Origin of the sequence: Bradyrhizobium sp. 155, assembly GCF_023101105.1 — a bacterium.
GTDB lineage: Bacteria > Pseudomonadota > Alphaproteobacteria > Rhizobiales > Xanthobacteraceae > Bradyrhizobium > Bradyrhizobium canariense_D.
In genome coordinates, this window is the sequence record NZ_CP064704.1 from 1,119,889 (window position 1) to 1,143,956 (window position 24,068).

Here is a 24,068-nt window from a genome sequence, read left to right on the forward strand (position 1 = left end):
GTTCGGGGATTTCGATGACAAGCTATTCGATGATCAAGGTCGGCAACGACTACGTCGTGCAGGCCAATGACAAATGCATTTTGAAAGTCGGCAGCCGCCGCCGCGCCGCGCAATTGATCAGCGATGCCACGGGCTTGCTGAACGCGCTGGCGGTGGTCGATTCCCCCAAGATCGCACCGGAGGCGCCATCACCCGCGCGTGAACCGCCGGAACTTCCTTGACGACTCTTCCCGTTTCCCGTATCAGCCGCGGCGGGACACCTCCCCCCAACGGGAGGCTTACTATCTGGAAGGGTAGACGATGACTGTAGCGAAGCCCGCTTCGCGGCCGAACGTGCCGCATTTTTCCTCCGGCCCCTGCGCCAAGCGCCCCGGATGGAATGCCCAAAATCTCAAGGACGCAGCGCTCGGCCGTTCGCATCGCGCGAAGGTCGGCAAGACCAAGCTCAAGCTCGCGATCGATTTGACGCGCGAAGTGCTCGAAGTGCCCGCTGATTATCGCATCGGCATCGTGCCGGCCTCCGATACCGGCGCGGTCGAGATGGCGCTGTGGTCGATGCTGGGTGCGCGGCCCGTCACCACGCTCGCCTGGGAATCCTTTGGCGAGGGCTGGGTCAGCGACATCGTCAAGGAATTGAAGCTCAAGGACGTCACCAAGCTCAACGCGGCTTACGGTGAGATCCCCGACCTCTCCAAGGTCGATCCGAAGTCCGACGTCGTCTTCACCTGGAACGGCACCACCTCGGGCGTGCGCGTGCCGAACGCCGACTGGATCAGCGCGACCCGCGAAGGCCTGACCATCTGCGACGCCACCTCGGCCGCGTTCGCGCAACCCCTCGACTGGGCCAAGCTCGACGTCGTCACCTTCTCCTGGCAGAAGGCGCTCGGCGGCGAAGCCGCGCATGGCATGCTGATCCTGTCGCCCCGCGCGGTGGAGCGGCTCGAAACCTACAAGCCGGCCTGGCCGCTGCCGAAGATTTTCCGCATGACCAAGGGCGGCAAGATCAACGAAGGCATTTTCGTCGGCGAGACCATCAACACGCCGTCGATGCTCTGCGTCGAGGATTATCTCGACGCACTGAACTGGGCCAAGTCGATCGGCGGCCTGAAGGCGTTGATCGCGCGCGCCGACGCCAACACCAAGGTGCTCGCCGACTGGAAGGCTAAGACGCCTTGGATCGACTTCCTCGCCAAGGACGCCGCAATCCGCTCCAACACTTCGGTGTGCCTGAAGTTCACCGATCCCGCGATCACCTCACTCTCCGAGGACGTGCAGGCCGAGTTCAGCAAGAAGCTGGTGGCGCTGGTCGAGAAAGAGGGCGCGGGCTACGACTTCGCCTACTATCGCGATGCGCCCGCCGGCCTGCGTATCTGGTGCGGCGCCACCGTCGAGGCCAGTGATGTCGCGCTGCTGACCCAGTGGATCGACTGGGCCTTCGCCGAGACCAAGGCCACGCTCGCCAAGGCGGCGTAGTTTTTTACCTCTCCCCGTTCTTACGGGGAGAGGTCGGGTCGCCCCCGGCGATGCGAAGCATCGTCCGGTGCGATCCGGGTGAGGGGCCTCTCTCGGCTTGCTCCTCGCTTGTGGCTGCCCCTCACCCCGACCCTCTCCCCGTAAGAACCGGGAGAGGGAGAAGTGCTCCGAGACATTCACCCAATCCGGTCTAAGGCCCTTCCCTTAGGAAGGCAGAGGACACATTCCCATGACCAAACCCAAAGTTCTCATTTCCGACGCGCTCTCTCCCGCCGCCGTACAGATCTTCAAGGACCGCGGTGTCGAGGTCGACTTCCAGCCCAACCTCGGCAAGGACAAGGACAAGCTCGCCGAGATCATCGGCAATTACGACGGCCTCGCGATCCGCTCGGCGACCAAGGCGACCGCGAAGATCCTCGAGAAGGCGACCAATCTCAAGGTGATCGGCCGCGCCGGCATCGGCGTCGACAACGTCGAGATTCCCGCCGCCACGGCCAAGGGCATCATCGTGATGAACACGCCGTTCGGCAATTCGATCACGACCGCCGAGCACGCCATCACCCTGATGCTGGCGCTGGCGCGCGAGATTCCGCAGGCGGACGCTTCGACCCAGGCCGGCAAGTGGGAGAAGAACCGCTTCATGGGCGTCGAGATCACCGGCAAGGTGCTCGGCGTCGTCGGCTGCGGCAACATCGGCTCGATCGTCGCCGACCGTGCGCTCGGCCTGCGCATGAAGGTGATCGCGTTCGATCCGTTCCTGTCGCCGGAGCGCGCCAGGGACATCGGTGTCGAGAAGGTCGAGCTCGACGACCTGCTCAAGCGCGCCGACTTCATCACCCTGCATACGCCGCTCACCGAGAAGACCAGGAACATCATCGACGCAGCCGCGATCGCCAAGATGAAGAAGGGCGTGCGCCTGATCAACTGCGCCCGCGGCGGTCTCGTCGACGAGCAGGCCGTGGTCAACGCTTTGAATTCCAAGCACATCGCCGGCGCCGCTTTCGACGTCTTTGTCGAGGAGCCCGCCACCGCGAATGTGCTGTTCGGTCATCCCAACGTGATCTGCACGCCGCATCTCGGCGCGTCCACCACCGAGGCGCAGGAGAACGTCGCGCTCCAGGTTGCCGAGCAGATGTCGGATTACCTGCTCACCGGTGCGATCTCGAATGCCGTCAACTTCCCCTCCATCACGGCGGAAGAGGCGCCGAAGCTGAAGCCGTTCATCGCGCTCGCTGAAAAGCTCGGTTCGTTCGCGGGACAGCTCACCGAGAGCGGCATCCTTAAGGTCGAGATCACCTATGAGGGCCACGTCGCCGAGATGAAGATCAAGGCGATCACCTCCGCCGTGCTATCCGGCCTGCTGCGGCCGATGCTGGGCGAGGTCAACGTCGTCTCCGCGCCCGTCGTCGCCAAGGAGCGCGGCATGGTGGTCGACGAGATCGTCCGCGCCGCTCAGAGCGACTATGAAAGCTTGATCACCGTCACCGTCACCACCGAGCGGCAGGGGCGGTCGGTCTCGGGCACGGTCTATGCCGACGGCAAGCCGCGCCTGGTCGACATCAAGGGCATCCGCGTCGACGCTGAATTTGGCAAGTCGATGATCTACGTGACCAACGAGGACAAGCCGGGTTTCATAGGCAAGTTCGCGAGCCTGCTCGGCGATGCCAAGATCAACATCGCGACCTTCCATCTTGGCCGCGTTGCGCCGGGCTCCGATGCCATCGCGCTGATCGAGGTCGACGGCGCGGTGCCGGCCGATCTGCTTGCCAAGGTGCAGGCCCTGCCGCAGGTCAAGCAGGTCAAGGCGCTGACGTTCTGATCCCCCGACATATTCCGACCCGCGGAACAACGCCGCCCTCTCGCGAGGGCGGCGTTTTTATTTCTCCCGCGACCGCCGGACATTGTGTACCAATGGCGCCGAGAAACCTCGACCGATGCTCCGGTCAAAATCGTTCGAAAGGGAGAAAACAATGCGTGAAGCCGTCATCGTTTCCTATGCACGCACGGGCCTCGCGAAATCCGGCCGCGGCGGGTTCAACATCACCCCGCCGATGTCGCTCGCGGCCCACGCCATTCACCACGCAGTCGACCGCGCCGGCGTCGAGAAGGACTATGTCGAGGATTGCTATCTCGGCAATTGCGCTCATGGCGCGCCGAACATCGGCCGCCAGGCCGCGCTGCTGGCGGGAATGCCGAAATCGACCGGGGGCGTCTCGGTGAACCGGTTCTGCTCGTCCGGTCTCCAGACCATCGCGATGGCCGCCAATTCGATCCGCTCGGACGGTTCCGACTGCATCGTCGCAGGCGGCGTCGAGAGCATCTCGATGCCGGGCGGCGGCACGCCGAAGGAATCGATCGATCCCGAACTGCTCAAGACGGCGCCGGCGATCTTCATGGCGATGATCGACACCGCCGACATCGTCGCCGAGCGCTACAATCTCAGCCGTGAATATCAGGACGAGTATTCGCTGGAGTCGCAGCGCCGCATGGCTGCCGCGCAGCAGGCCGGCAAGTTCAAGGACGAGATCGTCCCGATGAAGACCAAGATGAAGGTGGTCGACAAGGCGACCAAGGCCGAGTCGATCGTCGATTACGTCGTCGACCGCGACGAGTGCAACCGGCCCGAGACCACGCTGGAAGGTCTCGCCAAGCTCGAGCCCGTCAGGGGCCCCGGCAAGTTCGTCACGGCCGGCAACGCCAGCCAGCTGTCGGACGGCGCCGCGGCCGTGGTGTTGATGGAAGCCAAGGACGCGGAGAAGCGCGGCCTCAATCCCATGGGCCGCTTCGTCGCCTGGGCGGCCGCGGGTTGCGAGCCGGACGAGATGGGCATCGGCCCGATCTTTGCCGTGCCGAAGCTGTTGAAGCGTCATGGCCTGAAGATCGACGACATCGACCTCTGGGAGCTCAATGAAGCCTTCGCCAGCCAGTGTCTCTATTCGCGCGACAAGCTCGGCATCGATCCCGCCAAGTACAATGTCAACGGCGGATCGATCGCGATCGGCCATCCGTTCGGCATGACCGGCGCGCGGCTCACCGGCCACATCCTCCAGGAGGGCAAGCGCCGCAAGGCGAAGTGGGGCGTCGTGACGATGTGCATCGGCGGCGGCCAGGGCGGCGCGGGACTGTTCGAAATCTACAGCTGAGATCGAGCTTCATGAATGCGGAAGGCACGGCGTCGCAAGCGCCGTGCCTTGTTGTTTGAGCACCAGGTCAGGCGTGTACTCTTTGGGTCATCGGTTTTGTGGGATGAAGCGGCTGAAGGATGGTAGTCTAAGACAAAGCTTGATGATGAGGGGAAGCGCGAGGACCGGGATGACGCACGCAGCGACATAACCTTCCGCCAGCGACGGCAGACCGAAGCTCGCCGCTGCCCACACGAGCGTGACGTTGCGGTTTCCGCTCACGAGACCGATGGTACCGGCGGTTTGCCACCCCAGTCTCGCGAACGTCATGGCAGCGAGGACGCACAGACCGAAATTGAACACGATCGCCGCGGCGAGCATCACGTCGAAACGCAGGGCGTTGCTGGTCCATTGCGCCCGTATGCCTTGCGAGGTGGCAAGCCCCACGATCATGAGCCCGACAACGGCGATCCCGGTGGCGGCGCTTTGATCGGGCAGAACAGGAATCACATGACGACGAAACCTCATGGCTAAGAAGGCCACCAGGCCTGCAGCGCCGATAATGCTGAAGAGCCGGATCGCCAGCCTGCCCATGTCGAATGCAATTCCAAGTCCGAGCACCGTGGCAAAACTCGGAATCGAGATCGGCGTGAGCAAGGTCAGTGCGATGGAAACGAGCAGTGCGAGACGTGGTCGCAAACCGAGCATTCCGGCGATCGCAGCGGCGCTTCCGACCGGCGGCGCCAGCAATGAAAGCAGAACGCCGGCCCGCAGCGCAGGATCAAGCGGAGCAAAGGACAGCAGAATCGCAGCAGCGAATGGCAGCACCAGGCCAACCCAGGCAAGCACCACGCCCATCAGGAGCGGACGAATGCTGGCTTCAGAGGGGGCAAGACCCGCCGTAAGAAACGAGCCCAGCGTCAGAAGAAATGCCGAAAAAGGCAAAAGATCGTAGCCGAGATGAGCGAAGGGAGTGATCACCAGCCCTGCGCAAAGCGAGATCACCAGGAGCATGGGTCCTTGTCCGCCAAGCGTGGACAATATCCGGCCAACGTACATATCAGCTCCTCTGGACTTACGCATCGACGACGATGCGTCTTCAGATTTCAGTCATGTCGGCCGCCATTGCGAACGTCAGAAGAATCCGGCGCTCAAATCCAGGCCGTAGGTTCGTGAGAGCACGAACACAAAGGCGCACGCTGCGCACAACAGGAGGGCGTGCTTCGCCAATTCGGCACCGATGACCGAGAGGACCGTGCGGGAAATCGTGCGTATGATTGCTGGCATGTTGCCTCCTGGTTTTTCAAATCCCATGAACCGGCTGCATGTGGCGGCCGTCAGTCGGTGTGCGAAGCGAGGATCAGGGGCGGATCACCTCGCTCGGTCGACGCGCGCTGAATCAGGATCGCGCCGATCACGTGAACGAGGCCGAATCCCAGCAGAACGAGAATCATCAGGCGCGTCTCGCCGCCTGTTCGCTTTCTGTGGTGCGATGCCGGAGATCTGGCCCGAATTGGAGACGCAGCACGGTTGTGATTGTTCACGATTGTCCTCATATGCTTTGCTGTCGCTCGTCCCGATCGCCTACGGCGCCGGCGGGTTCGAAATGTAGTGGGTAACGAAATCGTCGGAGGCCAGGTTGGCTTGGCGCTCTCGGGGCGCCTTGCTCATTGCCGCGAAGGCAATCACCAGCGCCAGGAGCGAGCCATAGAAGGCGACCACTCCAAGTCTCCACATCGCAACCAATCGCTGTTCTTGATCGGACGCGAGAAACCTCTGCGATTGTCTTCCCTGCTGTGCGATGTCGGTCAATGCGACCTCCTGTTTGATGGCTGTTGTGATGCCGGCGTGCGATCAGTCGCCTCCGAAAAGGAGCGGTGCGACGGGCGGCGCCGACTGCGAAGCGGCCCTGAGTGTCGGGTGTGCAAAGGTCGTCAACGCTGCGTCGAATCCGGCGAGGACCACGAACAAGCCAACGACGATCATGATGAGGTGATGCGCGCGCACGCTGACTTCCGGATGAAATTGCTCCGCGTCGATCAACCAACCGGCATCTCGTCGCGATGCGATCTGAACCCACTGTCGTCGTCGCCGGCGTCACTCGGCCGTCACTGCAGCGTTAATATTGTTCGCTAAGGCGGCAATTCGTGTAGGATGTATATCCGTGAGCGCATCTGCTTATTTTTGAGGCGGAATGACCGAAACTGCACCCGCTCCCAGCCCAAGTTTTACTCTCGCACTTCTTGGACGTTTTGAACTGATCGGGCCGGACGGTGCCGTCAGCTTACCGAACAAGAAGCTCGCGGGATTGCTGGCCTATCTGGCCTGCACGGCACCTCAGCCTCAGCACCGTGAAAAACTCTCGACCTTGCTGTGGGGATCGCACTTCGAAGCGCAGGCGAAGCAAAACCTGCGACAGGCGCTGTTCAAGCTGCGTCAAGTTCTTGGTCAGAGTGCTCTCAGGAGTGACGGCGAATTCATTTCGTTGAATGCCGTTGTGATCACCTGCGATGTGCCGCAATTCGAGCGGCTTGTCAGAAAGGGCAGCCGTGACGCGCTGACCGCGGCGGCAGATCTCTATCGCGGGCGCCTCGTCGATGACATCGCGGTCAACGCTGAGGGCTGGAGCGAGTGGCTGGCCGGCGAACGCGAGCGGTTATCGGAGCTGGCTGTCGGCGCGATGGTAGCGCTCGGCGACCAGGAACTGTCCGACGGACGTGCCGGCGATGCCCTGCTCGCCGGCCAGCGCGCCAATGCACTCAACAGCATGCGCGAGGATGCGCACCGCCTGATCATGCGCGCGTTGTCCGCGGCCGGCCGCAACGCCGAGGCGCTCAAATATTATCAGGCCGTCGTTGCCTTGCTGAAGCAAGAGCTCGGCACCGCGCCCGATGCCACAACCAGCGCGCTGGCTGCGGAATTGCGCAAGGTCCAGGAGCATAAGATCGTTCTGCCGGCAGCGGAGCCGACGGCAGACCTTTCGCACCAGGCGGAGCACGTGTTCGGCAACGACAGGCCCTCCGTGGCGGTGCTTCCGTTCCGCAACATGGGTGATGAAACCGAACAGGACTACTTCGCCGATGGCGTCACTGCAGACATCATCACCGCTCTATCGCGCTTTCGCGAGCTGGTGGTGATCGCGGCCGGATCGAGCTTTGCCCTTCGGGACAAGGGAATGACCAGCCGGCAGAATGCGCAGCAACTCGGTGCGCAATACGTCCTGAGCGGTCATATTCGCAAGGCGGGCAACCGCATTCGCGTCTCGGCCGAGCTCACTCATACCGGAAGCGAGGCCCAGGTCTGGTCCAATCGCTACGACCGCCCCCTGGTCGACATCTTCGACCTGCAGGACGACGTCAGCAGCAGTGTTGCCGCAGTCGTCGATCCCGCCGTTCGTAGCGCCGAGATCGAACGCGCACGCCGCAAGCCGCCAACTGATCTTTCGGCCTATGATCTGTATTTGCGCGGCCTTCACCATTTATGGGGCGGCACCCGCGAAGGTATCGTCAAGGCCATCGATCTGCTTCGGCGGTCTCTGAGCCTCGATCAGGAGCGAACGGCGACGCTGGCGGCGCTGGCTTGGGGACTCGTGATGGCTCCGCCGCTCGGCGCCAACATGTCTGCGGATGCCGCGTCCGAGGCGGTCGGTCTGGCGCGCCGCGCCGTCGAGCAGGATAGTGGGGACGCTTTCGCCCACGCTGTCTATGGCTTCACGCTGTTTGGGCCCGCCGGCGACAACGATCAGGGGCGCATTCACGCCAGCGAAGCCGCAAGGCTCAATCCGAGTTCGGCTTTCGCATGGGGTGTACTCGGAATGATCGACAGCATGGGAGGCGATTATGCCAACGCACTCGCATGCCTGCATCGGTCTCTCGTCCTCAGCCCCGAGGACAGCATGCTCCATATGTGGATGACGGGATTGACCGCGTCCTACTTTGCCCTCGGGCAGTACGAGGAGGGCGTTGCCTGGGCGCGCAAGTCGGTTCGGCACAATCCGAGCAACGGCACCGGACATCGCATGCTCGCGGCCAACCTGGTCGGGGTCGGCCGGCTGGAGGAAGCCCGCGAGGTCACCCGGGTTCGCGATGCGGCACAAAAAACGACGATCCGCGATCTGCGCGCCATGCGCTTTTTCAAGCAGCACGAGGCGCTTGAACGCTACCTTTCGGCCCAGCAGATCGCCGGCGTGGCCGACTGAGCCTCAAGCGCCGAGTGCAACGAGCAGCGTGCGCACGGTCATGAAGACCAGGATGACCGAGCCGACGGTCCACAGCATTGCGCGAATGTCGTGAATTTGCCCGGTGAGATAGGCGAGAAAATGCAGCAGGCGTGAGGCAACGTAGCCGTAGAGCAGGCATTGCGCGAGAAGCAGCGACGGCTTTGTGAGAACATAAAGAAAGCCCGCGACCAGGAAATACGGCAGGCTCTCGAGATCGTTCATCTGGATCCGGCGGATCCGCTCCACATCTTCGTTGGGAAGAAGCTGCGCCGGATCGGGTGCGGGATTCAGTGGCGTCTTCTTGATGTCCTCCGGCGAACGGTAGCCGCCCTGGGCCCTCACCATCCGGACCACGGTGAGCCACGACATCGCCACGGCCTTGAGGATGATCAAGCTGGCGGCAACGACATAGGTGGCGAAGAGGGGATCGTGAAGATTGATTCCGTCCAATTTGGTACCCCGCTCCGGCAGGGCCATACTACATGTCCGAGCGGGTTGCGCCACTACGTAAAGGCAGCCGCCAGTCCAGTCCCAGCCTGATCTCGCCTTATGCCTTCGCCAGCGCCGATCGGCCATCCGTTCGGCATGACCGGCGCGCGGCTCACCGGCCACATCCTCCAGGAGGGCAAGCGCCGCAAGGCGAAGTGGGGCGTCGTGACGATGTGCATCGGCGGCGGCCAGGGCGGCGCGGGACTGTTCGAAATCTACAGCTGAGATCGAGCCTCATGAATGCGGAAGGCACGGCGTCGCAAGCGCCGTGCCTTTTGCTTTCTGGCGTGTGCTTGGGGATACGCCCGCGGCAACTCAACCGTTCTTCTCGGGCGCGACAGGTCGGAACACCCACTCGCGCCAGACCACCAGCAACGCCGACATGATCACCGGGCCGAGAAACAAGCCCAGAAGGCCGAAGGCAGCCAAGCCTCCGAAGATCCCGACGAACGCGAACAGAAACGGCAGCCGCGCGGAGTCGCCGACCAGGGTCGGCCAGACGAAATGATCGCCGGCCAACATGACGATCGCGCCCCAGAAGAAGACGCCCGCGGCTGCGAAGCCGCTGCCTCCGCCAGAGACCAGCACCACCGCCGCAGCGGTGAAAGCGAGCCAGGCGCCGAACGGAAGCATGGCGAAGGCCGTGGTCAATATCGTGAATACGATGGCATGCGGCACGCCCGCGACGAAATAGGCCACGCCGATCAATAATCCCTCGCCTGCGGCGACCAGCACCGTACCGTTCACGGTGCCGCGGATCGCATCGACCATTTGCTCGGCGAGACCCTCTCCCGCCTCACCGAAAAGCCGATCGCAGGTTTCCAGCACGCGGTCCGAGATCGACCGGCCGTTGCGCAGCAAGACGAACAAGGCGATCAGCGAAAAGAACAGAAGAAACAGGCGATGAAGCAGCTGTCCGCCGAACGTTCGAAACAGTTCCGATGCGTTGTCTGCGTTGACGCTTTTCAGCCATGCGGTCGCGGCTTTGGGATCGGAAAGATTGCTGCGCCACCACTGCTCGATGCTCTCTGCGGCGATCGGAAGGCGGGCGAGCCAATCAGGCACTTCGATCCCGCTCTCTCCGGCCTGTTTCATCCAGCCCACGAGCAGATCGCCTTGCTGCGCGATCTGATAGACGGCAAGCGACATCGGCGTAAACAGGATGAGGGCGACGACGAGCGTGAAGACCAGCGGGGCCAGGCTGGAGCGGCCGGAGGTCACGCGTGCCGCAAACTTGGTGTAGAGCGGCCACAGGCTGGTTGCGAGTATCGCGGCCCAGATCACTGCGGGCAGAAAGCCCGCCGCCGTCCACAACGCGAGTGCGACCAGCGCAAGGGCAAGCACGACCCGTGCGTTCATGCGCGCGCCCGCGCCGGTAGGCAGCGGCTTTCGCTCAGTCGTGGTCGGGCCGCCCTCGCTCCGCGCCGCCTCGCTCCGCTTGGGCGGACGCTGCTTCGATGCCACGGATTTCGCTCGTTCGGTCATTTGAAGTCGCTGGGTGCGGGAGCTGCAGTGTCGAACTGATCAGCAGGAGAAACGCTGGGTCCAGGCTTCAAGCCGCAACGAGGGGCTTCGGTTCCGCTCGGGAAGAAGTCGCAATGGCGCCCTTCGTCGGGCGCGGCTCGGCCGAAGCCGCCCGTGCACCGCGGGCAGGAAATCGCGTTCGCCGCTTACGCCTGCGCCAGTGCCGGTGCGAACACCACCTCGATCAGCGAGCCGGAGTTCGCCGCGCTCTTGATGTTGAAGCGGGCGCGGTTGGCTTCGACCAGGGCCTTGGTCAGCGACAAGCTCAGCGCCGAACTGTCTTCGGCGTCGCCGGGCGGCGGCGTGCGGAACGGCTCCATCGCGGCGGCGACTTCGCGCTCGCTGAGGCCGTGACCGGTGTCGCGGATGCGAAGTGCGACCTCGCCGCGCTCGGTGAGCGCGGTCGAGACGATGACCTGGCCGCCGGCGCTGGCGAGCCGGATCGAGTTCGAGATCAGGTTCATGGTGATCTGCCGCATCGCGCGCGCATCCGCGCTCACCTGCGGCAGGGCATGGCCGAGCGAGGTGCGGATGATGATGCGCTCGCGATTGGCCTGCGGCTGCATCACCACCACGCAGGCCTCGACGAGATCGTTTAGGTTGAGGTTGGCGAAGTTGAGGTCGAGCTTGCCGGTCTCGATCCGCGACAGCTCGAGCAGGTCGTCGATGATGGCGATGACGCGCTCGCCGGAGGCGCGGATGTCCTTCATGTACTCGCCGTAGCGCTCGTTGCCGAGCGTGCCGAAGCGCTCCGAGATCATCACCTCCGAAAAGCCGATGATGGCGTTGAGCGGCGTGCGGATCTCGTGGCTGATCCGCGCCAGCATGTCGGCCTTGGCGTTCGCCGTGCCTTCGACCAGGCGTCGCGCCTGCGTCAGCTCGCTCTCGCCCTGCTTGCTGTGCGAGAGGTCGCGGAACACGGCGAAGAAGTTCGGGCCGTCGGGCCGGGTGCGGCCCATGATCATGGCGAGCGGAATGACGCCGCCTTTCTTCTCGCGTCCCAGCACCTCGCGGCCGTGGTCGAGCAGGCTCGCGATGTCCTGGCTCTTGAGGTTTTCCAGATAGTCGATGACCACATGCTGGCTCTCCGGCGCGAACAGCGTCACCAGATTCTGCTGCATGAGCGTCTCGCCGTCATAGCCGAACAGCGCCTCGGCGCTGCGGTTGCAGGCGTGGATGTTGCCTTCGGCGTCGAACATGACGATGCCTTCGGCCGTGGTGTCGAGGATCGCGGCGAGATCTTCCGCGGCCGCCTCGCCGGCGTCGGGCTCCGGCGCGGTGGGGAAGGTCTCGGGGACAATGGTCTCCGGGACAACGGCCTCGGCGACCATGGTCTCCGCGATGACGGGCGCAGCCTGCGGCAGCGCGCAGATCAGCGCATGCGCGCTCTCGCCGTTCCAGTCGATCGCGTGCAGATGCGCTTCGGTGGTCGGCAGCGGCGCTTCGCCATTGGCGAGCGTCGCGCTGATCGTGACAGGCGTGCCTGCCTGCGACGTGCTGCTGGCCGCGGACACGCCAGGCTCGACATAGAGCGCGTCCAGCCCGCCGGCATTCTCCAGTGCGCTCAGGCTGGCATAGCCCATGCGCGCGAGGAACGCGGGGTTGGCGTAGAGCAGGCGGTCGAGCCGGTAGATCAGGATGCCGCTCGGCAGCAGGTCGAGCAGCGCGCGGTCGCGCCTGCTGTGGCCGTGCGCGGGCGGCGCGGGCGCGGTCAGCCATTCGGCGGGCGCGTGCGGCGTCTCAGGCTCCGGCGTGGGCGTCGGCGCTTCAGGCGTGATCTCGGCATCCGGCGGCTCGGACGATGCCGCGATGGTTTCCTTGTCGCGTTCGAGGCGCTCGGACAATTGGCGGGCGAGCTCGTTGAACGCGCTGTTCTCGACCGGCGTCAGCGTCGGCGATCGCGTGTCGCCGGGCGCTCGGAACGGCAGGACATTGGGAGGCGTTTCCACTGGCGTTTCCGGATCGGTTGGATGTGAATTCGCGTCGGTTGTGGGGTCGGTCAGTTCGGCTTCAGGCTCGGGCTCAGGCGCGGGCGGCTCGATCGGCGGAGGCGGCGGCTCGGGCTCTGGCTCGGGTTCGACCACATTGGCGGACAGGCTTTGCGGCGCCGCCGGTTCGGCCAGCAGCTCAAAACGCCTGAGCGCATCGAGGCGGTTGAGGCCGTCGAGATCGCGGCAGACGCCAAATCCCCTGAAGCCCGCGAAATTGCGGTCGCCGTCATAAACCGGAAGCCCGGCAAGCTCGACCGGCAGATGCTCGCCGCCATCGGCCGGCCAGTTCAAGGTGATCCCGGCCCAGGTGTCCTTGCTGGCAAGCGCCTGCGCCACGCGGCCTTCAGGGTCGAGCGCGAAGGCGTCGGCGATCTCGCGCCAGGGGCGGTCGAAGCCGGCGGCCGTGCGCGGCCCGATCAGGTGGATGAATTCGTCGGAGAGAAGCACAAAGCGGCCCTCTGCATCCACCTTCCAGAGGAAGCGCAGCGGATGCTGACGCGGTGCGGGCGGCTCTTCGTGGCCCGACGGCGGCTCGACCATGCCGGTTACGGTCGGCGCGGCCTGCGGCGACACCATGGCTTCGGCCGAGTTTTCAACCGGAGTCTTCGGTTCGACCTCGGCGCGCGCTTCGGCCGCTTGCTCGACGGCTTGCTGGATCGAGACGATCTCGGTCGCCGGCTCGCTTGCAGGCGGTTCGTGCGCGATCGTTGCTTGCGGCGCGTCGACCGGCTCGGCAAAGGCGTCGAACAGCGCGATCTCTGATGGCGCCTCGTGCGACGGCGCGGCTTGCACATCCTGCGGCACGGCGGCTGGAGCAGCGGGCGGCGCAGCCTCATGCTGAGCGATGTCTTCTCGGGCGATCTCTTCGCGCGCGACCTCTTCAGCGGCCTCGGACTCGACCTCATCAGTCACAGCCGCCGCCTGCTGCACGGCAGGCTCGATCAGCGCGACCAGGCCGACATCGGCCCCGCTGCCGACCCGCTGCAGCACCATCTGCCCGATGCCGATCGGCGTCTCGGCGCGGCCAAGGCTGAGCGCATCGCTGCGCGCCTGTTCGAGGCCGCCCTCGGTGAGATCGCGGAAGCCGAGCAGGGTGCGGGCCGTTTCGCTGGCGCCGACGAACAGGCCGTCGGGTGCGAACGCCGCCATCGGCGTCTTGGCGCCGTCGACCAGACGAAGCAGCCGCTCGACCAGCGGCATGGTGCGCAAGCCGGGGTCCATCGCGGTGACGAGCACGGCGCGGCCGCCATCGGCGAAGTCGAGCCGGCCGCAGGCGCAGGTCATCAGCATGCCCAACCGCGCGCCGAAGCCGCGCAGCCGTTCGAGCCGGATCGCGCCGTTCGGAGGCAGCCGGCCGGCAAGCCGGATGATCTGGCGGCGGTGGCTGTCGGCGGGGCCAAAGGTCTTGTCCGCGAGCGCCGTGGCATGGGCCGCGCCGAACAGTCTTGCCCCGACCGGATTGGCCCAGAGCACGCGCGTGCCGTCGATCGACCAGAGCCAGACGGGCAGCGGCGAGGTCGCGTGCACGGCCAGCCGGGGATCGCCCACGCCTCGCAACTGGAAATCCGAACTCGTCATCCGACCGGCTTCGCGTCTCGCTTGTGCGCATCAGGCTGCCGGGAATGACAGCCTTAAGAAAGGGTTAGTATCGCCCGCGTGCGCGGGCAGGTCCACGGCCGAAGCCTAGGCGCCAAGGCCTAAAGCCGCGATAACCTTAATGTCCCCGACCCCGCAAGCCGTAGCCCGTTCGCATCCCCATCCTTCGAGATCCCCGCGTCCGCAGATACCCATGCCGCCCAGCCTCATCCTGAGACCGCGCAGCGGTCGTCTTGAAGGACGAGGCGCGGGCTCAGGCACCACCTGATTACCTCAACCACCGGTTCCCCATCCCGGGAACCTCATCCTCCCCGCGATTAAATTTGCGCAATGCACCCCAAAACCCGTTGCGTTGCACAATGTTGACATCTTAGGCAGGCATGGTCTCCGCGCTGGGCGAGCCATCATTCGTTTTGTGTTTCCAGTCTTCGCACCCGTCACCCGGTTGGCCGGCGGGCGCGCCTGAAGGCTCACTCCGTTTTTTCATTAGTGTGAGGGACAAAGCATGACAGGTACGACTGATCCATTCTCCGCCTCCGTCATTCCGTTCGAGGTTCCGGAGCAGATGCGTGCGTTCGCCGAAAAGGGTGTGTCGCAGGCCCGCGAGAACTACGCCAAGTTCAAGGACGCCGCCGAGACCCACAACGGCACCGTCGAGGCCGTGTTCGCGTCCGCCCACAAGGGCGTGAGCGAATACACCGCCAAGCTGATGGAGTTCGCGAAGGCCAACACCAAGGCCCATCTCGACTTCACCCAGGAGCTGTTCAGCGTGAAGGCGCCGCAGGATGCGTTCGCGCTGTGGACCAACCATTCCAAGACGCAGCTCGAAACCTTCCAGGCCCAGGCCCGGGAGCTCGCCGAGATCACCCAGCGCGCTGCCACTGCCGCCGCCGAGCCGATCAAGGCCTCCGCCGCGAAGCTCTACCCCGCCGCCTGATCTGGCGCAGCCGTCTCGATTAAGAAACCCGGGCCTAGAGCCCGGGTTTTGCTTTGGAAATAACCTCGTTTGCGGGGCGATTTGACGGTGTTGCGGCCTTGCCAAAAACGCCCGTTGCACCTAGTTTCCGCCCCGTCCAGCCCCCCTCGATACCGGCCCTTCCAGGGCGACCAGAGGCGCGGCTCGCAAGGATGCAGTTGTAGCTCAGTTGGTTAGAGCGCCTGTCTGTGGAACAGGAGGTCGGTGGTTCGAGCCCACCCAACTGTACCAGCGGCGCGGACGGCCCTCATTGTCAGAATCTCATTGATAGACACTTCTATTTGCGTCGTCTGAGAGGGCGAAACATGTCAGCGCAAGTGGAATGTACACTGAATCTCCAAGATTTCCCCTTGCATAACTGCGCCTCCTGCGCGTCTCCCCCGTCCCAAATAAACTCCCGCGTGTACCATTCTCGAAATCACCCGCGGGGAAGAGCTGTGGCCATCGACCTTCATCCAAACGCAAAAGCTAGAATTGCGGAGATTGTCGCGCGTGCGCTCCCGTTGATCGAGATGGATCACGGCAAATTCCTTAGACGAGCATCAGGAGGCGTCATGTTGCTTTTAATGGCGGACGAGGCGCTGCCTCAACGTGGGCCGATCCACGACGCCCTGCTGGCGTATGTCGACGACTATCCATTGGTCGAGTTCATCTTGGACACGCTCGCGATCGAGCTACAAAGCGCCGAATATGAGAAAGAGCCGGCTCGAAAGAAACTAGTTGAAGTCGCTGGCTATGAAAATTCCGCTGCGGTCACAGCGCGGCTTATTGGTCAATTTGAAACTCTACCCAACCAATACAGGACAACGTGCCCGTTACCGAAGGCGCTATGGGGATGTCTGCCCGACGAGAGAAATCAATGGACGTTCGAGACGACTTCCTCACGCTTGGTGCGTACCTCGAAAGACTTGTCTGATTTACTTCCGCTGCACGTGCAGGAAGATGCGGAGAAAGCGCAGCGCTTCGGAGGCGGGTTACTGTCTTCGCTTCTTACGGGGCCGCTGACTTGGGAAGAAAATGCAGTGCACATCCAGCGGGACGTCGAAGGATTTATTGGTCCGTATGGAGGTTCAGCCCCTGACCTAATCGCACGAGCCGGACGCGGTCTGGAAGTCCCCGGTAATCTCGAAGCTCTCCTCCGGGAAAAGAATAGAGCGATCGCCTAGGCACTTGCATAGAATGCCCGAAAATACAGCCCAACTAGATGGCATCACGCGATTCTTAAGCAGGATTGATGATCGCGCACCTGACTAAATCATGATGCGTCAACCTTAAACGGCTAACAGAGATTTAGATCGAATTGGCTTTTCGCAAATTGCTTAAATTCATCCATCGTTTCCGCTGGCAGCTTACGGCATGGTTCCGTATCTCCAGCAATCATAACGAACCCAACTTTGCCTGCAACGTAGTAGATACCAACTCCGCGCTTCCCTGAATTGGATGCTAAGAGCGAATAGCCCGCCTTTCCCTCTGCCTGCGTAATACTCGCTTCGTGCGTCCGTAGGTATTCCAGCTTACGAGAGTTTCTCGCGTCCACGACTCGGATGATATTCCCGGCAATCGCGCCGATTCCCTCACCTCGTCGCTGCTCCACCAGCGCTTGAAGGGCCAATCCGATTTCTACGAATTCTACTAGTCCTGCACTGTTCACGATGGGTTCGATTGTTGTTGTGCCGTCTAAGTGCACTGTCGTCTGCTGTTTCGGGCCGACGTATGGCTTCTTCAGCTCTAAAAGTCTCCTATATTGGGCAGGGTCGCCAATATAGGCTCGTTCAACATATTTGAGGACGCCGTCTGTGATGTGTGCAAGGCGTTTGCGATCACCATCAATCCGGAGCACGAGAAACTCACAGTCTGGTGGATCGCTTTTTTTTGAGGCTAAGAGTTCGGCGTGACGCTCAGCCAGTTGGGTCGCCGGGTCGAATTTTGCGTTCTGCACGAGTTCTTGTGCAAGCTGGCCAATCAGTGTGAGTGCCGCATCAGCTGCATTTGATGATGCAAACGCAACGGCCGTGTTATCGTCGATGATCTGTATCTTTAGGCCGTGAAACTCGCCACTCACTGGCCCGATCGGATTACTTTCACCTCCATAGAGGAGTTAAAAGAGTCTCCCCCACTAGAAAGCCGATTTCTTCATTCGCATAGCCCACGATCAACGTCATGAATTCCGTCCTATAGAAATGAAGGAAGCAAAAGCAAATTATCCGGTTTGCGGCGACAGCACGATCTAGGCCGGCCGCGACCTGAGCCAAACCGAGCAGCTTGGCTAGCACGAACCAGCCGCCGGCATCGCCGGCAGTTCTAACGCGCATATCACGGATGCCCGGGCGTCTATCCCTGCGCGAGGACGATACAATCCAACCTCATCCCCCTCAGGAGATCATCGCCTTGATCTGCGCAGTGTCCGCGAACTCAATCAATTCAACGATCTTGCCGCCCTGAAATCTGAACAGGTCCAGGATCTCGGTGCCGGAAGCCTGCCCGGTCGGACGGTATCGAACGTTCACGCGGGAATGGACAGCAACACGATCTCCGTCGACCAACTCGGCCAGGATTTCGCGACCTTCGAAACCGAACTCATCAATCAATTTACTGAAGGCTCCACGCAGGGTGGGGTGCCCCTGCATACTCCCTGTCAGTTCGAGCGCGCTCTTGTCGCCCATCAAGGTGAACAGACCCTCGGGATGAAAGGCGGTCACCAAGCCCTCGGCGTCACCGCCGTCGCGTGCGGCGTAAGCGCTTCTGATCAATGCCAGCATCTCTTCACGCTGTCCCATGTCACCCTCCCTGCAGGACGTATCAAGGCAGCCTAGCGACCTTTGCGTGTAAACGCAAAATCATCGAGCTGAGGGGGCAAGGGCTCAGCACGCCACGAAGCAGGGTCGTTCGCTTTCGTTCCCCGAGTTCAGGAGAAAACGGTGTCAGGCTACGCCGAACCTTTTCACGACCTTGGGTGTTTGTGTTGCGGCAGGACTGACAACGCTGAGGAGCTGAGACATGAATGGCATTATCTATCTGGTCGGACTCGTCGTCGTGATTGGCGTGGTGCTCTCGTTCCTGGGGCTGCGCTGATTGGATATTTGGCAGGTGGTGCGGCGCACTCTCCACCATTACGGTGACAATGCAAAAAACTCTCGACGCGGGGAGTGCCCGCAACTCTGCTCAAACCAATTCTGGCCGCGGTCGCCGTAGCTCCTCGGTCCGCAATGCGCTATCGGTAGCTTGCCAAAGTCATTCATGCACAAGCAGGCCGGGCAGACAAGATCGTGAGTTTCTTCGAGCGTCTCAAGACAGAAGCGTCCGTCGAGTGGCGGGCTTACACCGAGCATCCCTTCACGAACGGATTGGCGGACGCCTCGCTCCCCGAAGCGGCGTTCCGTCACTATCTCGTTCAGGACTATTTGTTCCTCATCGAGTTTGCTCGCGCCTACGCGCTCGCGGTCTACAAGTCGCCCCGACTTGCCGACATGCGTGAAGCCGCGGCCGGCCTTTCGGCCATCCTCGATGTCGAGATGAACCTGCATGTGAAGCTCTGTGCCGATTGGGGCCTGTCCCCGACCGACCTTGAACAGGCCCCTCCGGCGGCCGAGATGCTGGCCTATACACGCTACGTGCTCGACGCGGGAATGCGCGGCGATCTGCTGGCTCTCAAGGTGGCGCTTGCCCCCTGCGTGATCGGGTACGCGGAGATCGCAACGCGGCTCGCCTCGCGTCCCCTCGCGGGCGCCGCGACGAATGCCTATCGCGTCTGGATCGCCGAGTACGCCGGCGCCCCGTACCAGGAGGTCGCCGCCAAAGCGCGGGAGCACATGGAGCATCTCGCCGATCTCTACGCCACGCCGGCGCGCGAGACAGAGCTGATTGCGATCTTCAAGGAAGCCACCCGACTCGAGGCAGACTTCTGGGAGATGGCCTGGCGCGAGGGCCAGCGTGTTCAATAATTCTTTCGGCCGGCCAGCAGCGTGCCCGGAGCCACCGCAACTGACACCGGGTTCACCCGCCGCTGATACTGCACCGTGAAGATGTACGTTTTCGCGCAGGTCGGCACCTGCAGTGGCTCGAGCGCGCATACCACCGGGATGCTCGGCTTCTCGCCCCCTTGAAGCACGAAGCCACAGCTTCGTCGGGAAATCAGTCTGCCAGCTACCCGCCCCATCACGGCGTCGGGGCGACCACATCCTTGAAGTCAGACAAAGCGCGAATGGCTGCCGTTCTGTTCAACACAAATCGCTTCACTTCCTCTTGCTGGCTCGAACTCAAATCCGTCCAGTGATGTTTTTCAGTTGGGAAGCTGATCAGAAGGCCTTCGCTGCGGTGCTGTGCGACTTGGACAGGAACGACGTCATCAGGTGTGTCGACGAGATACTGGTCTGACGGATGATTTTCGGCTTTGAGTGTTCCGGATTGCACCTGATTGGATACCTCGGGAATACCCAACGAGAAACCGAGCGCCTTCAGATCGAAGACCAATGAGCCGGGATGAGTATCGACGCTGACGAACTGGAGAAAGCTGGTCTGCGACTTGGTCACGCCGGTTTTAAGATGACCGTGAACGACCCGCACGAGCTGGCCTTCCGATCCGTTGATCCAGTCTTCGAAGTCCATGAGCGGCGTCGTGAACACGACCGGTTTGCCCACTTGCGCATCCCGCAATTGTTTGGGATCGAACTTGTCGAAGCTCACGGGCGACACCTTGGGCACCTTCTTGAACATGCCGGCACCGATGGTCAGATCACCGCCGATAATCGGCCCAAAAAGCGAAAGTTCGCGCCCTGTACTCAAGTTCTTGATCTTCACGCGGAGCAAGCTCGATTTGACGCCGATACCCGAGGCGCCAAAGAGCGCTGCGATTTTCATCTCCCAGAAGGTGCTCGGCGCATAAACAAGCCGAGGCGGACGGTGCACCTTCTTGTAACCGCCCGTACCTGTCCAAACCAGGTCGACCATGAGGACGACACTGCGATCGATGGCGGCGTTATCTTCGCCGGCCGTCGGAAACGGTTCCGTGCTCCCGACTGCCTTTTGGCCAAGCGCGACGGGCAATCCCGGCAGCTGCATTTTGACGATGGGATCGACCTGGTCGAAGATCGTTTTCGCCCTGAATTCCGACAGGCGTTGATTCAGTGCGGATGCCGCCGCCTTCGTGCGGGCACCTCTCCAACGTCGGCTGGCGTGACCAACGCATGTGATGCGGACCGAAACCGTCCCATCTTTGGGAATGCCCATGGAACTGCTCCTATATTGCAGATCTCTTTTTGGTCAGTTGAGCGTTCGGACCGGTTCAATGCGCCGAAATGGATTTATCACGCGTGTGCTGTCAGGGGTTCCACGCAGATCACACAGCTTTGGACAGCGACGACAAGGTGTCGCCACGAACGCTGATGTGCGGATTGCGTTCGGTGCCAAACAGCTGGACGACATCAAAGAAGTTTTTGCTCCAAAGCGAGTTATCGCGCACAGCCTGCCTCACCTCGCCACCACCCACACCACCACCGGCAACGTCACCGCCGCCAGCAGCGTGCCCAGCGCCACCGCGCCCGACACCGGATTCACCAGCCGCTGACATTGTACCGCGAAGATGTACGCATTGGCGCCGGTCGGCATCGCCGCGAACAGCACGACGACGCCGGCTGCGAGCGGCGGCAGGTCGAGCAGCTTTGCCAGCACGAAGGCGGCCGCCGGCATCGCCAGCAGTTTGAGCGCGCTCATCACGACCACGCTCAACATCTCGCCCTTGACCTCGAACCTGAACAGATTGATGCCGAGCGCGATCAGCGCCGCCGGTGATCCCGCCTGCGCCAATAGCTCGACGGTCCGGTCGACGACGGGATGAAGGCCGAGGCCGGTGAGGCGCCAGACGAGGCCGAAGCCGATCGCGAGCATGATCGGGTTACGGGAAAGATCCAGCAGCACCGGCACGATCAGCGACGCGGCCGAGGCGGTCTGCTTGCGGTCGACCAGCTCCATCTGCAGCGTGCCGCAGAGCCAGAGCAGCGGCGTGTTCACCGACAGGATCAGCGCCATCGGGCCTGCCGCCTCATTGCCGAGCGCCGAGAGCGTGAGGGGAATGCCGAGCATCACGATGTTGCCGTAGACCGAGCCGATCGCGAACACGACGCCGTCCTCGCGATCCTCGCGCCGTTGCCGCAGCAGCGCCGAGAGGATGAGCGCCGCGATCCAGGTCAGCGCGAGCGCGCCATAATAGGCGCCCCACATCCGCCAGGGGCTGACGCCGGAAAATTCCGAGACGACGATGGTGCGGAACAGCAGCGCGGGAATCGCGATGCTGAAGGCGAATTCGGAGATGCCCTTGTGCGCGGTCTCGGAGACGAAGCGAAACAGCACCGCGGCATAGCCGGCCGCGATCAGCGCAAACACCGGCGCGACGATCAGCACGGTCGCCATGCGCCGCTACGACCCCATCTCGATGATCCGGCGCGCCATCCGCACATTGGCATAGTCGATCATCTTGCCGTCGAGCGTCACCGCGCCCTGGCCCTGCGCCTCGGCCTGCTCCATGGCTTCGACGACCCGCCGCGCGTGCGCGAGCTCGGTGTCGGACGGGACGAACGCCCGCAGCGTCGGCTCGATCTGGTCGGGATGGATCACCTGCTTGCCGTCAAAACCCATCGCAGCCGCCTTGAGCGCGCTGCTTTCCGTCAGTCTGCCATCCCGGAACGCGCCGCACGGACCGTCGATGGCGCGCAGGCCGAACGCGCGCGCGGCCACCAGCAGGCGCATCATCGGATAGGCGAACAGATCGAGCGGGGCGGAGGCATAGCCGCTCTGGGCGGAGCCCACGTGGCGGTAGCCGTCCGGCGACGCGCCGATTTCCGAGGAGCGGGCGCCGATCGACGCCGCGAAATCACCGACGCCGAGATGAAGGGCGGCGACGCTGTCGCGCGCGGCCGCGAGCGCGTCGACATTGACGAGACCGAGCGCAGTCTCGATCAGCAGTTCGAGCGCAACAGGCGAGGGGCGATCGGGCGCGGCGGCACGCAGCTGATCGGCAATGGCGGCGATGTCGCTCGGGCGCTCCGCCTTCGGTACGATCACCGAATCCAGCCGGGGCAGTGCGGCGAGCTTGCGGATTTCCTGCGCGATGAAGGGGCTGTCGACGGCGTTGAGCCTGACCGCGACGACCTTGCTGCCCCAATCCAGCGAGGACAGCGCCCGCGCAGCTTCCTCCAGCGCCGCGCCCTTCTCGGACGGCGGCACGGCGTCCTCGAGATCCATGAACACCGCATCCGCGGCCGAGGCAGCCGCCTTGGCGACGAGACGGGAGCGATGCGCGGGAACGGCCAGATAGACCCGCGTCGGCCGCTGAGGGGCCATCGTCATGTCTCCTTTGCGAGACCGAGCTCGCTGAGGATGGATTGGTTGTGCTGCCCGACGTCAGGCACCGGATCCATCCGGGGCGACAGGCCGGGAATGGTGAGAGCCGGCAGGAAGCTCATCACCGGGCCGCACGGAGATCCCACCGTTTGCACCCGGGAGCGGGCGCGGAGCTGCTCGTGCTCCAGGAAAGCCTCGACCGAATTCAGATGCGCGTTGGCGATCGAGGCCTCGTCGAGCAGCCGCAGCACCTCGTCGCTGGTCATCGCTGCAAAACGCTGCTCGATATGGACCTGCAAATCGTCCCTGTTCTGCATGCGCAGCGGATTGCTGCGGAAGCGGGGATGGTCGGCAAAGTCCGCGTCGCCAAGCACGATGGCGCACAGCGATCGCCATTCCCGATCGTTCTGGATGCCGAAGAAGATCGTGTTGCCGTCGCCGACGCGGAAAGGGCCATACGGTGCTATCGTTGCGTGCCGTGCCCCGGTGCGCGGCAGCGGCCGGCCCGTGCTCTGCGTGTAGAAGGCGGGATAGCTCATCCAGTCCGTGATGGAATCGAACAGCGAGGCCTGGAAGGCGGTGCCCTTGCCGGTTCGCTCGCGGCGATACAGCGCCATCAGCACGCCGTTGAGGATGTACATGCCGGTGGCGATATCGACCACCGACAGCCCAACCTTGGCGGGCTCCGCCTCGGTGCCGTTGATGGCGAGAACGCCGGCCTCGCACTGCACGAGGAGATCGTAGGCCTTCTTGTCGCTGTAGGGACCGCCCGCGCCATAGCCCGACACGTCGCAGGCGATGATCCGGGGAAACTTCTGCAGGAGCGAAGCGGCATCGAGGCCCAGCCGCTCCGCCGCACCGGGCGCCAGGTTCTGGATGAAGACGTCGGCCTGCGGCAGCAGGGCCTCGAGCACCTTCTGGCCATCAGGGCTCTTGATGTCGATGGCGAGGCTTTCCTTCGACCTGTTGGTCCAGACGAACTGGCTCGACATCCCGTTCATCACGTGATCGTAGTCGCGGCAGAAATCGCCATCGCCCGGCCGCTCGATCTTGATGACGCGCGCGCCCCAGTCCGCAAGATGCCGGCTGGCCAGAGGAGCCGCGATCGCCTGCTCGAGCGAGACCACCGGCACGCCCGACAGCGGCAGCTCCGCCTCATGTCGCTCCATGCAATCGTCTCCGCTCCCGCTCACGCTTTTGTCCAGCGCAGGAGACAAGCCGACCACCCCACGCACGTTCTGTGATGATGGCATCATGCTCCTGTTTTGCCCGACGAGTCAAACCTCATTTCGTAAAATCCGCAGAAATGCGATCCGCAAAGTTCAATCGCCACATGGACTTGG

Annotated in this window: 21 protein-coding genes, 1 tRNA gene and 1 pseudogene; 10 read left to right on the plus strand and 13 right to left on the minus strand. The window is 63.1% G+C overall.

Going from position 1 to position 24,068, the window contains the following annotated elements:
* The first annotated feature begins 29 nt into the window (after nucleotides 1-29).
* From IVA93_RS05480 to IVA93_RS05495, 4 genes are all read left to right on the plus strand, one after another.
* Nucleotides 30-221 carry a hypothetical protein gene (locus tag IVA93_RS05480; RefSeq protein WP_231190264.1) on the plus strand — a complete coding sequence of 64 codons (192 nt, stop codon included), beginning with the start codon at nucleotides 30-32 and terminating at the stop codon, nucleotides 219-221.
* Nucleotides 222-300: 79 nt separating this feature from the next.
* Nucleotides 301-1,473, plus strand: a complete 1,173-nt coding sequence (locus tag IVA93_RS05485) for a phosphoserine transaminase (RefSeq protein WP_018453561.1) — start codon at nucleotides 301-303, stop codon at nucleotides 1,471-1,473.
* Nucleotides 1,474-1,702: 229 nt separating this feature from the next.
* On the plus strand, nucleotides 1,703-3,292 hold the full coding sequence (gene serA, locus IVA93_RS05490; RefSeq protein ID WP_018453562.1) for a phosphoglycerate dehydrogenase: 1,590 nt from the start codon (nucleotides 1,703-1,705) through the stop codon (nucleotides 3,290-3,292).
* Nucleotides 3,293-3,443: 151 nt separating this feature from the next.
* A complete protein-coding gene (locus tag IVA93_RS05495; RefSeq protein WP_007596708.1) occupies nucleotides 3,444-4,616 on the plus strand; it encodes a thiolase family protein in 1,173 nt (390 codons plus the stop codon).
* An 87-nt stretch (nucleotides 4,617-4,703) separates the two neighbouring features.
* Here IVA93_RS05495 and IVA93_RS05500 read toward each other — a convergent pair whose 3' ends face one another.
* From IVA93_RS05500 to IVA93_RS05515, 4 genes are all read right to left on the minus strand, one after another.
* Complete coding sequence (locus IVA93_RS05500; protein ID WP_018453563.1) at nucleotides 4,704-5,609, minus strand: bile acid:sodium symporter family protein; 906 nt, start codon at nucleotides 5,607-5,609, stop codon at nucleotides 4,704-4,706.
* A gap of 120 nt (nucleotides 5,610-5,729) precedes the next feature.
* Nucleotides 5,730-5,882 (minus strand): hypothetical protein, encoded by a 153-nt coding sequence (locus tag IVA93_RS05505; RefSeq protein WP_018453564.1) that lies wholly within the window; start codon nucleotides 5,880-5,882, stop codon nucleotides 5,730-5,732.
* 297 nt (nucleotides 5,883-6,179) lie between these two features.
* A complete protein-coding gene (locus tag IVA93_RS05510) occupies nucleotides 6,180-6,407 on the minus strand; it encodes a hypothetical protein (RefSeq protein ID WP_085348786.1) in 228 nt (75 codons plus the stop codon).
* Between the two features lie 42 nt (nucleotides 6,408-6,449).
* A complete protein-coding gene (locus IVA93_RS05515) occupies nucleotides 6,450-6,638 on the minus strand; it encodes a hypothetical protein (protein WP_018453567.1) in 189 nt (62 codons plus the stop codon).
* Nucleotides 6,639-6,789: 151 nt separating this feature from the next.
* Between IVA93_RS05515 and IVA93_RS05520 the strand changes: the two genes are divergently transcribed.
* Entirely contained in the window at nucleotides 6,790-8,793 is a 2,004-nt protein-coding gene (locus tag IVA93_RS05520) for a BTAD domain-containing putative transcriptional regulator (protein WP_026232557.1), read from the plus strand.
* Between the two features lie 3 nt (nucleotides 8,794-8,796).
* Here IVA93_RS05520 and IVA93_RS05525 read toward each other — a convergent pair whose 3' ends face one another.
* Nucleotides 8,797-9,264 (minus strand): MAPEG family protein, encoded by a 468-nt coding sequence (locus IVA93_RS05525; protein ID WP_026232558.1) that lies wholly within the window; start codon nucleotides 9,262-9,264, stop codon nucleotides 8,797-8,799.
* Nucleotides 9,265-9,381: 117 nt separating this feature from the next.
* Here IVA93_RS05525 and IVA93_RS05530 point away from each other — a divergent pair.
* Nucleotides 9,382-9,528 (plus strand): annotated as a pseudogene (locus IVA93_RS05530) (acetyl-CoA C-acyltransferase); the annotation flags it as partial.
* A gap of 90 nt (nucleotides 9,529-9,618) precedes the next feature.
* Here the strand turns inward: IVA93_RS05530 and IVA93_RS05535 are convergent.
* Both IVA93_RS05535 and IVA93_RS05540 read right to left on the minus strand, forming a co-directional pair.
* A complete protein-coding gene (locus IVA93_RS05535) occupies nucleotides 9,619-10,788 on the minus strand; it encodes an AI-2E family transporter (RefSeq protein WP_018453571.1) in 1,170 nt (389 codons plus the stop codon).
* A gap of 185 nt (nucleotides 10,789-10,973) precedes the next feature.
* A complete protein-coding gene (locus IVA93_RS05540; RefSeq protein ID WP_247789708.1) occupies nucleotides 10,974-14,396 on the minus strand; it encodes a PAS domain-containing sensor histidine kinase in 3,423 nt (1,140 codons plus the stop codon).
* A gap of 523 nt (nucleotides 14,397-14,919) precedes the next feature.
* On the opposite strand from IVA93_RS05540, the gene IVA93_RS05545 reads away from it, so the two are divergent.
* The 3 genes from IVA93_RS05545 (at nucleotide 14,920) to IVA93_RS05555 (ending at nucleotide 16,556) form a co-directional block, all read left to right on the plus strand.
* A complete protein-coding gene (locus IVA93_RS05545; RefSeq protein ID WP_018453573.1) occupies nucleotides 14,920-15,351 on the plus strand; it encodes a phasin in 432 nt (143 codons plus the stop codon).
* A 193-nt stretch (nucleotides 15,352-15,544) separates the two neighbouring features.
* Nucleotides 15,545-15,621: transfer RNA gene (locus tag IVA93_RS05550), tRNA-His, on the plus strand.
* Nucleotides 15,622-15,827: 206 nt separating this feature from the next.
* A complete protein-coding gene (locus tag IVA93_RS05555) occupies nucleotides 15,828-16,556 on the plus strand; it encodes a hypothetical protein (protein WP_247454638.1) in 729 nt (242 codons plus the stop codon).
* Between the two features lie 113 nt (nucleotides 16,557-16,669).
* Here IVA93_RS05555 and IVA93_RS05560 read toward each other — a convergent pair whose 3' ends face one another.
* Both IVA93_RS05560 and IVA93_RS05565 read right to left on the minus strand, forming a co-directional pair.
* Entirely contained in the window at nucleotides 16,670-17,452 is a 783-nt protein-coding gene (locus IVA93_RS05560; protein WP_018453575.1) for a hypothetical protein, read from the minus strand.
* A gap of 310 nt (nucleotides 17,453-17,762) precedes the next feature.
* The gene (locus tag IVA93_RS05565) at nucleotides 17,763-18,167 is read right to left on the minus strand and encodes a nuclear transport factor 2 family protein (protein ID WP_247371582.1); all 405 of its coding nucleotides are present in this window, start codon (nucleotides 18,165-18,167) and stop codon (nucleotides 17,763-17,765) included.
* A 489-nt stretch (nucleotides 18,168-18,656) separates the two neighbouring features.
* Between IVA93_RS05565 and tenA the strand changes: the two genes are divergently transcribed.
* Nucleotides 18,657-19,331, plus strand: coding sequence for a thiaminase II (tenA, locus tag IVA93_RS05570; protein ID WP_018453578.1), 675 nt, complete (start codon nucleotides 18,657-18,659; stop codon nucleotides 19,329-19,331).
* A gap of 214 nt (nucleotides 19,332-19,545) precedes the next feature.
* Here the strand turns inward: tenA and IVA93_RS05575 are convergent, their stop codons facing one another.
* The 4 genes from IVA93_RS05575 to IVA93_RS05590 all read right to left on the minus strand — a co-directional run bounded on the left by IVA93_RS05575 (nucleotide 19,546) and on the right by IVA93_RS05590 (nucleotide 23,894).
* Nucleotides 19,546-20,616, minus strand: a complete 1,071-nt coding sequence (locus IVA93_RS05575) for a hypothetical protein (RefSeq protein WP_204512338.1) — start codon at nucleotides 20,614-20,616, stop codon at nucleotides 19,546-19,548.
* Nucleotides 20,617-20,856: 240 nt separating this feature from the next.
* Complete coding sequence (locus IVA93_RS05580; protein ID WP_018453581.1) at nucleotides 20,857-21,795, minus strand: AEC family transporter; 939 nt, start codon at nucleotides 21,793-21,795, stop codon at nucleotides 20,857-20,859.
* A 6-nt stretch (nucleotides 21,796-21,801) separates the two neighbouring features.
* Nucleotides 21,802-22,725 (minus strand): HpcH/HpaI aldolase/citrate lyase family protein, encoded by a 924-nt coding sequence (locus IVA93_RS05585; protein WP_026232560.1) that lies wholly within the window; start codon nucleotides 22,723-22,725, stop codon nucleotides 21,802-21,804.
* Nucleotides 22,726-22,727: 2 nt separating this feature from the next.
* Nucleotides 22,728-23,894 (minus strand): CaiB/BaiF CoA transferase family protein, encoded by a 1,167-nt coding sequence (locus IVA93_RS05590; RefSeq protein ID WP_018453583.1) that lies wholly within the window; start codon nucleotides 23,892-23,894, stop codon nucleotides 22,728-22,730.
* Nucleotides 23,895-24,068: the final 174 nt, after the last annotated feature.

Coding starts and splice junctions, on each gene's coding strand:
- IVA93_RS05480 (WP_231190264.1), top strand. CDS start 30: ATGATCAAGGTCGGCAACGACTACGTCGTGCAGGCCAATGACAAATGC.
- IVA93_RS05485 (WP_018453561.1), top strand. CDS start 301: ATGACTGTAGCGAAGCCCGCTTCGCGGCCGAACGTGCCGCATTTTTCC.
- serA (WP_018453562.1), top strand. CDS start 1,703: ATGACCAAACCCAAAGTTCTCATTTCCGACGCGCTCTCTCCCGCCGCC.
- IVA93_RS05495 (WP_007596708.1), top strand. CDS start 3,444: ATGCGTGAAGCCGTCATCGTTTCCTATGCACGCACGGGCCTCGCGAAA.
- IVA93_RS05500 (WP_018453563.1), bottom strand. CDS start 5,609: ATGCTCCTGGTGATCTCGCTTTGCGCAGGGCTGGTGATCACTCCCTTC.
- IVA93_RS05505 (WP_018453564.1), bottom strand. CDS start 5,882: ATGCCAGCAATCATACGCACGATTTCCCGCACGGTCCTCTCGGTCATC.
- IVA93_RS05520 (WP_026232557.1), top strand. CDS start 6,790: ATGACCGAAACTGCACCCGCTCCCAGCCCAAGTTTTACTCTCGCACTT.
- IVA93_RS05535 (WP_018453571.1), bottom strand. CDS start 10,788: ATGACCGAACGAGCGAAATCCGTGGCATCGAAGCAGCGTCCGCCCAAG.
- IVA93_RS05540 (WP_247789708.1), bottom strand. CDS start 14,396: ATGACGAGTTCGGATTTCCAGTTGCGAGGCGTGGGCGATCCCCGGCTG.
- IVA93_RS05545 (WP_018453573.1), top strand. CDS start 14,920: ATGACAGGTACGACTGATCCATTCTCCGCCTCCGTCATTCCGTTCGAG.
- IVA93_RS05565 (WP_247371582.1), bottom strand. CDS start 18,167: ATGGGACAGCGTGAAGAGATGCTGGCATTGATCAGAAGCGCTTACGCC.
- IVA93_RS05575 (WP_204512338.1), bottom strand. CDS start 20,616: ATGGGCATTCCCAAAGATGGGACGGTTTCGGTCCGCATCACATGCGTT.
- IVA93_RS05580 (WP_018453581.1), bottom strand. CDS start 21,795: ATGGCGACCGTGCTGATCGTCGCGCCGGTGTTTGCGCTGATCGCGGCC.
- IVA93_RS05585 (WP_026232560.1), bottom strand. CDS start 22,725: ATGGCCCCTCAGCGGCCGACGCGGGTCTATCTGGCCGTTCCCGCGCAT.
- IVA93_RS05590 (WP_018453583.1), bottom strand. CDS start 23,894: ATGGAGCGACATGAGGCGGAGCTGCCGCTGTCGGGCGTGCCGGTGGTC.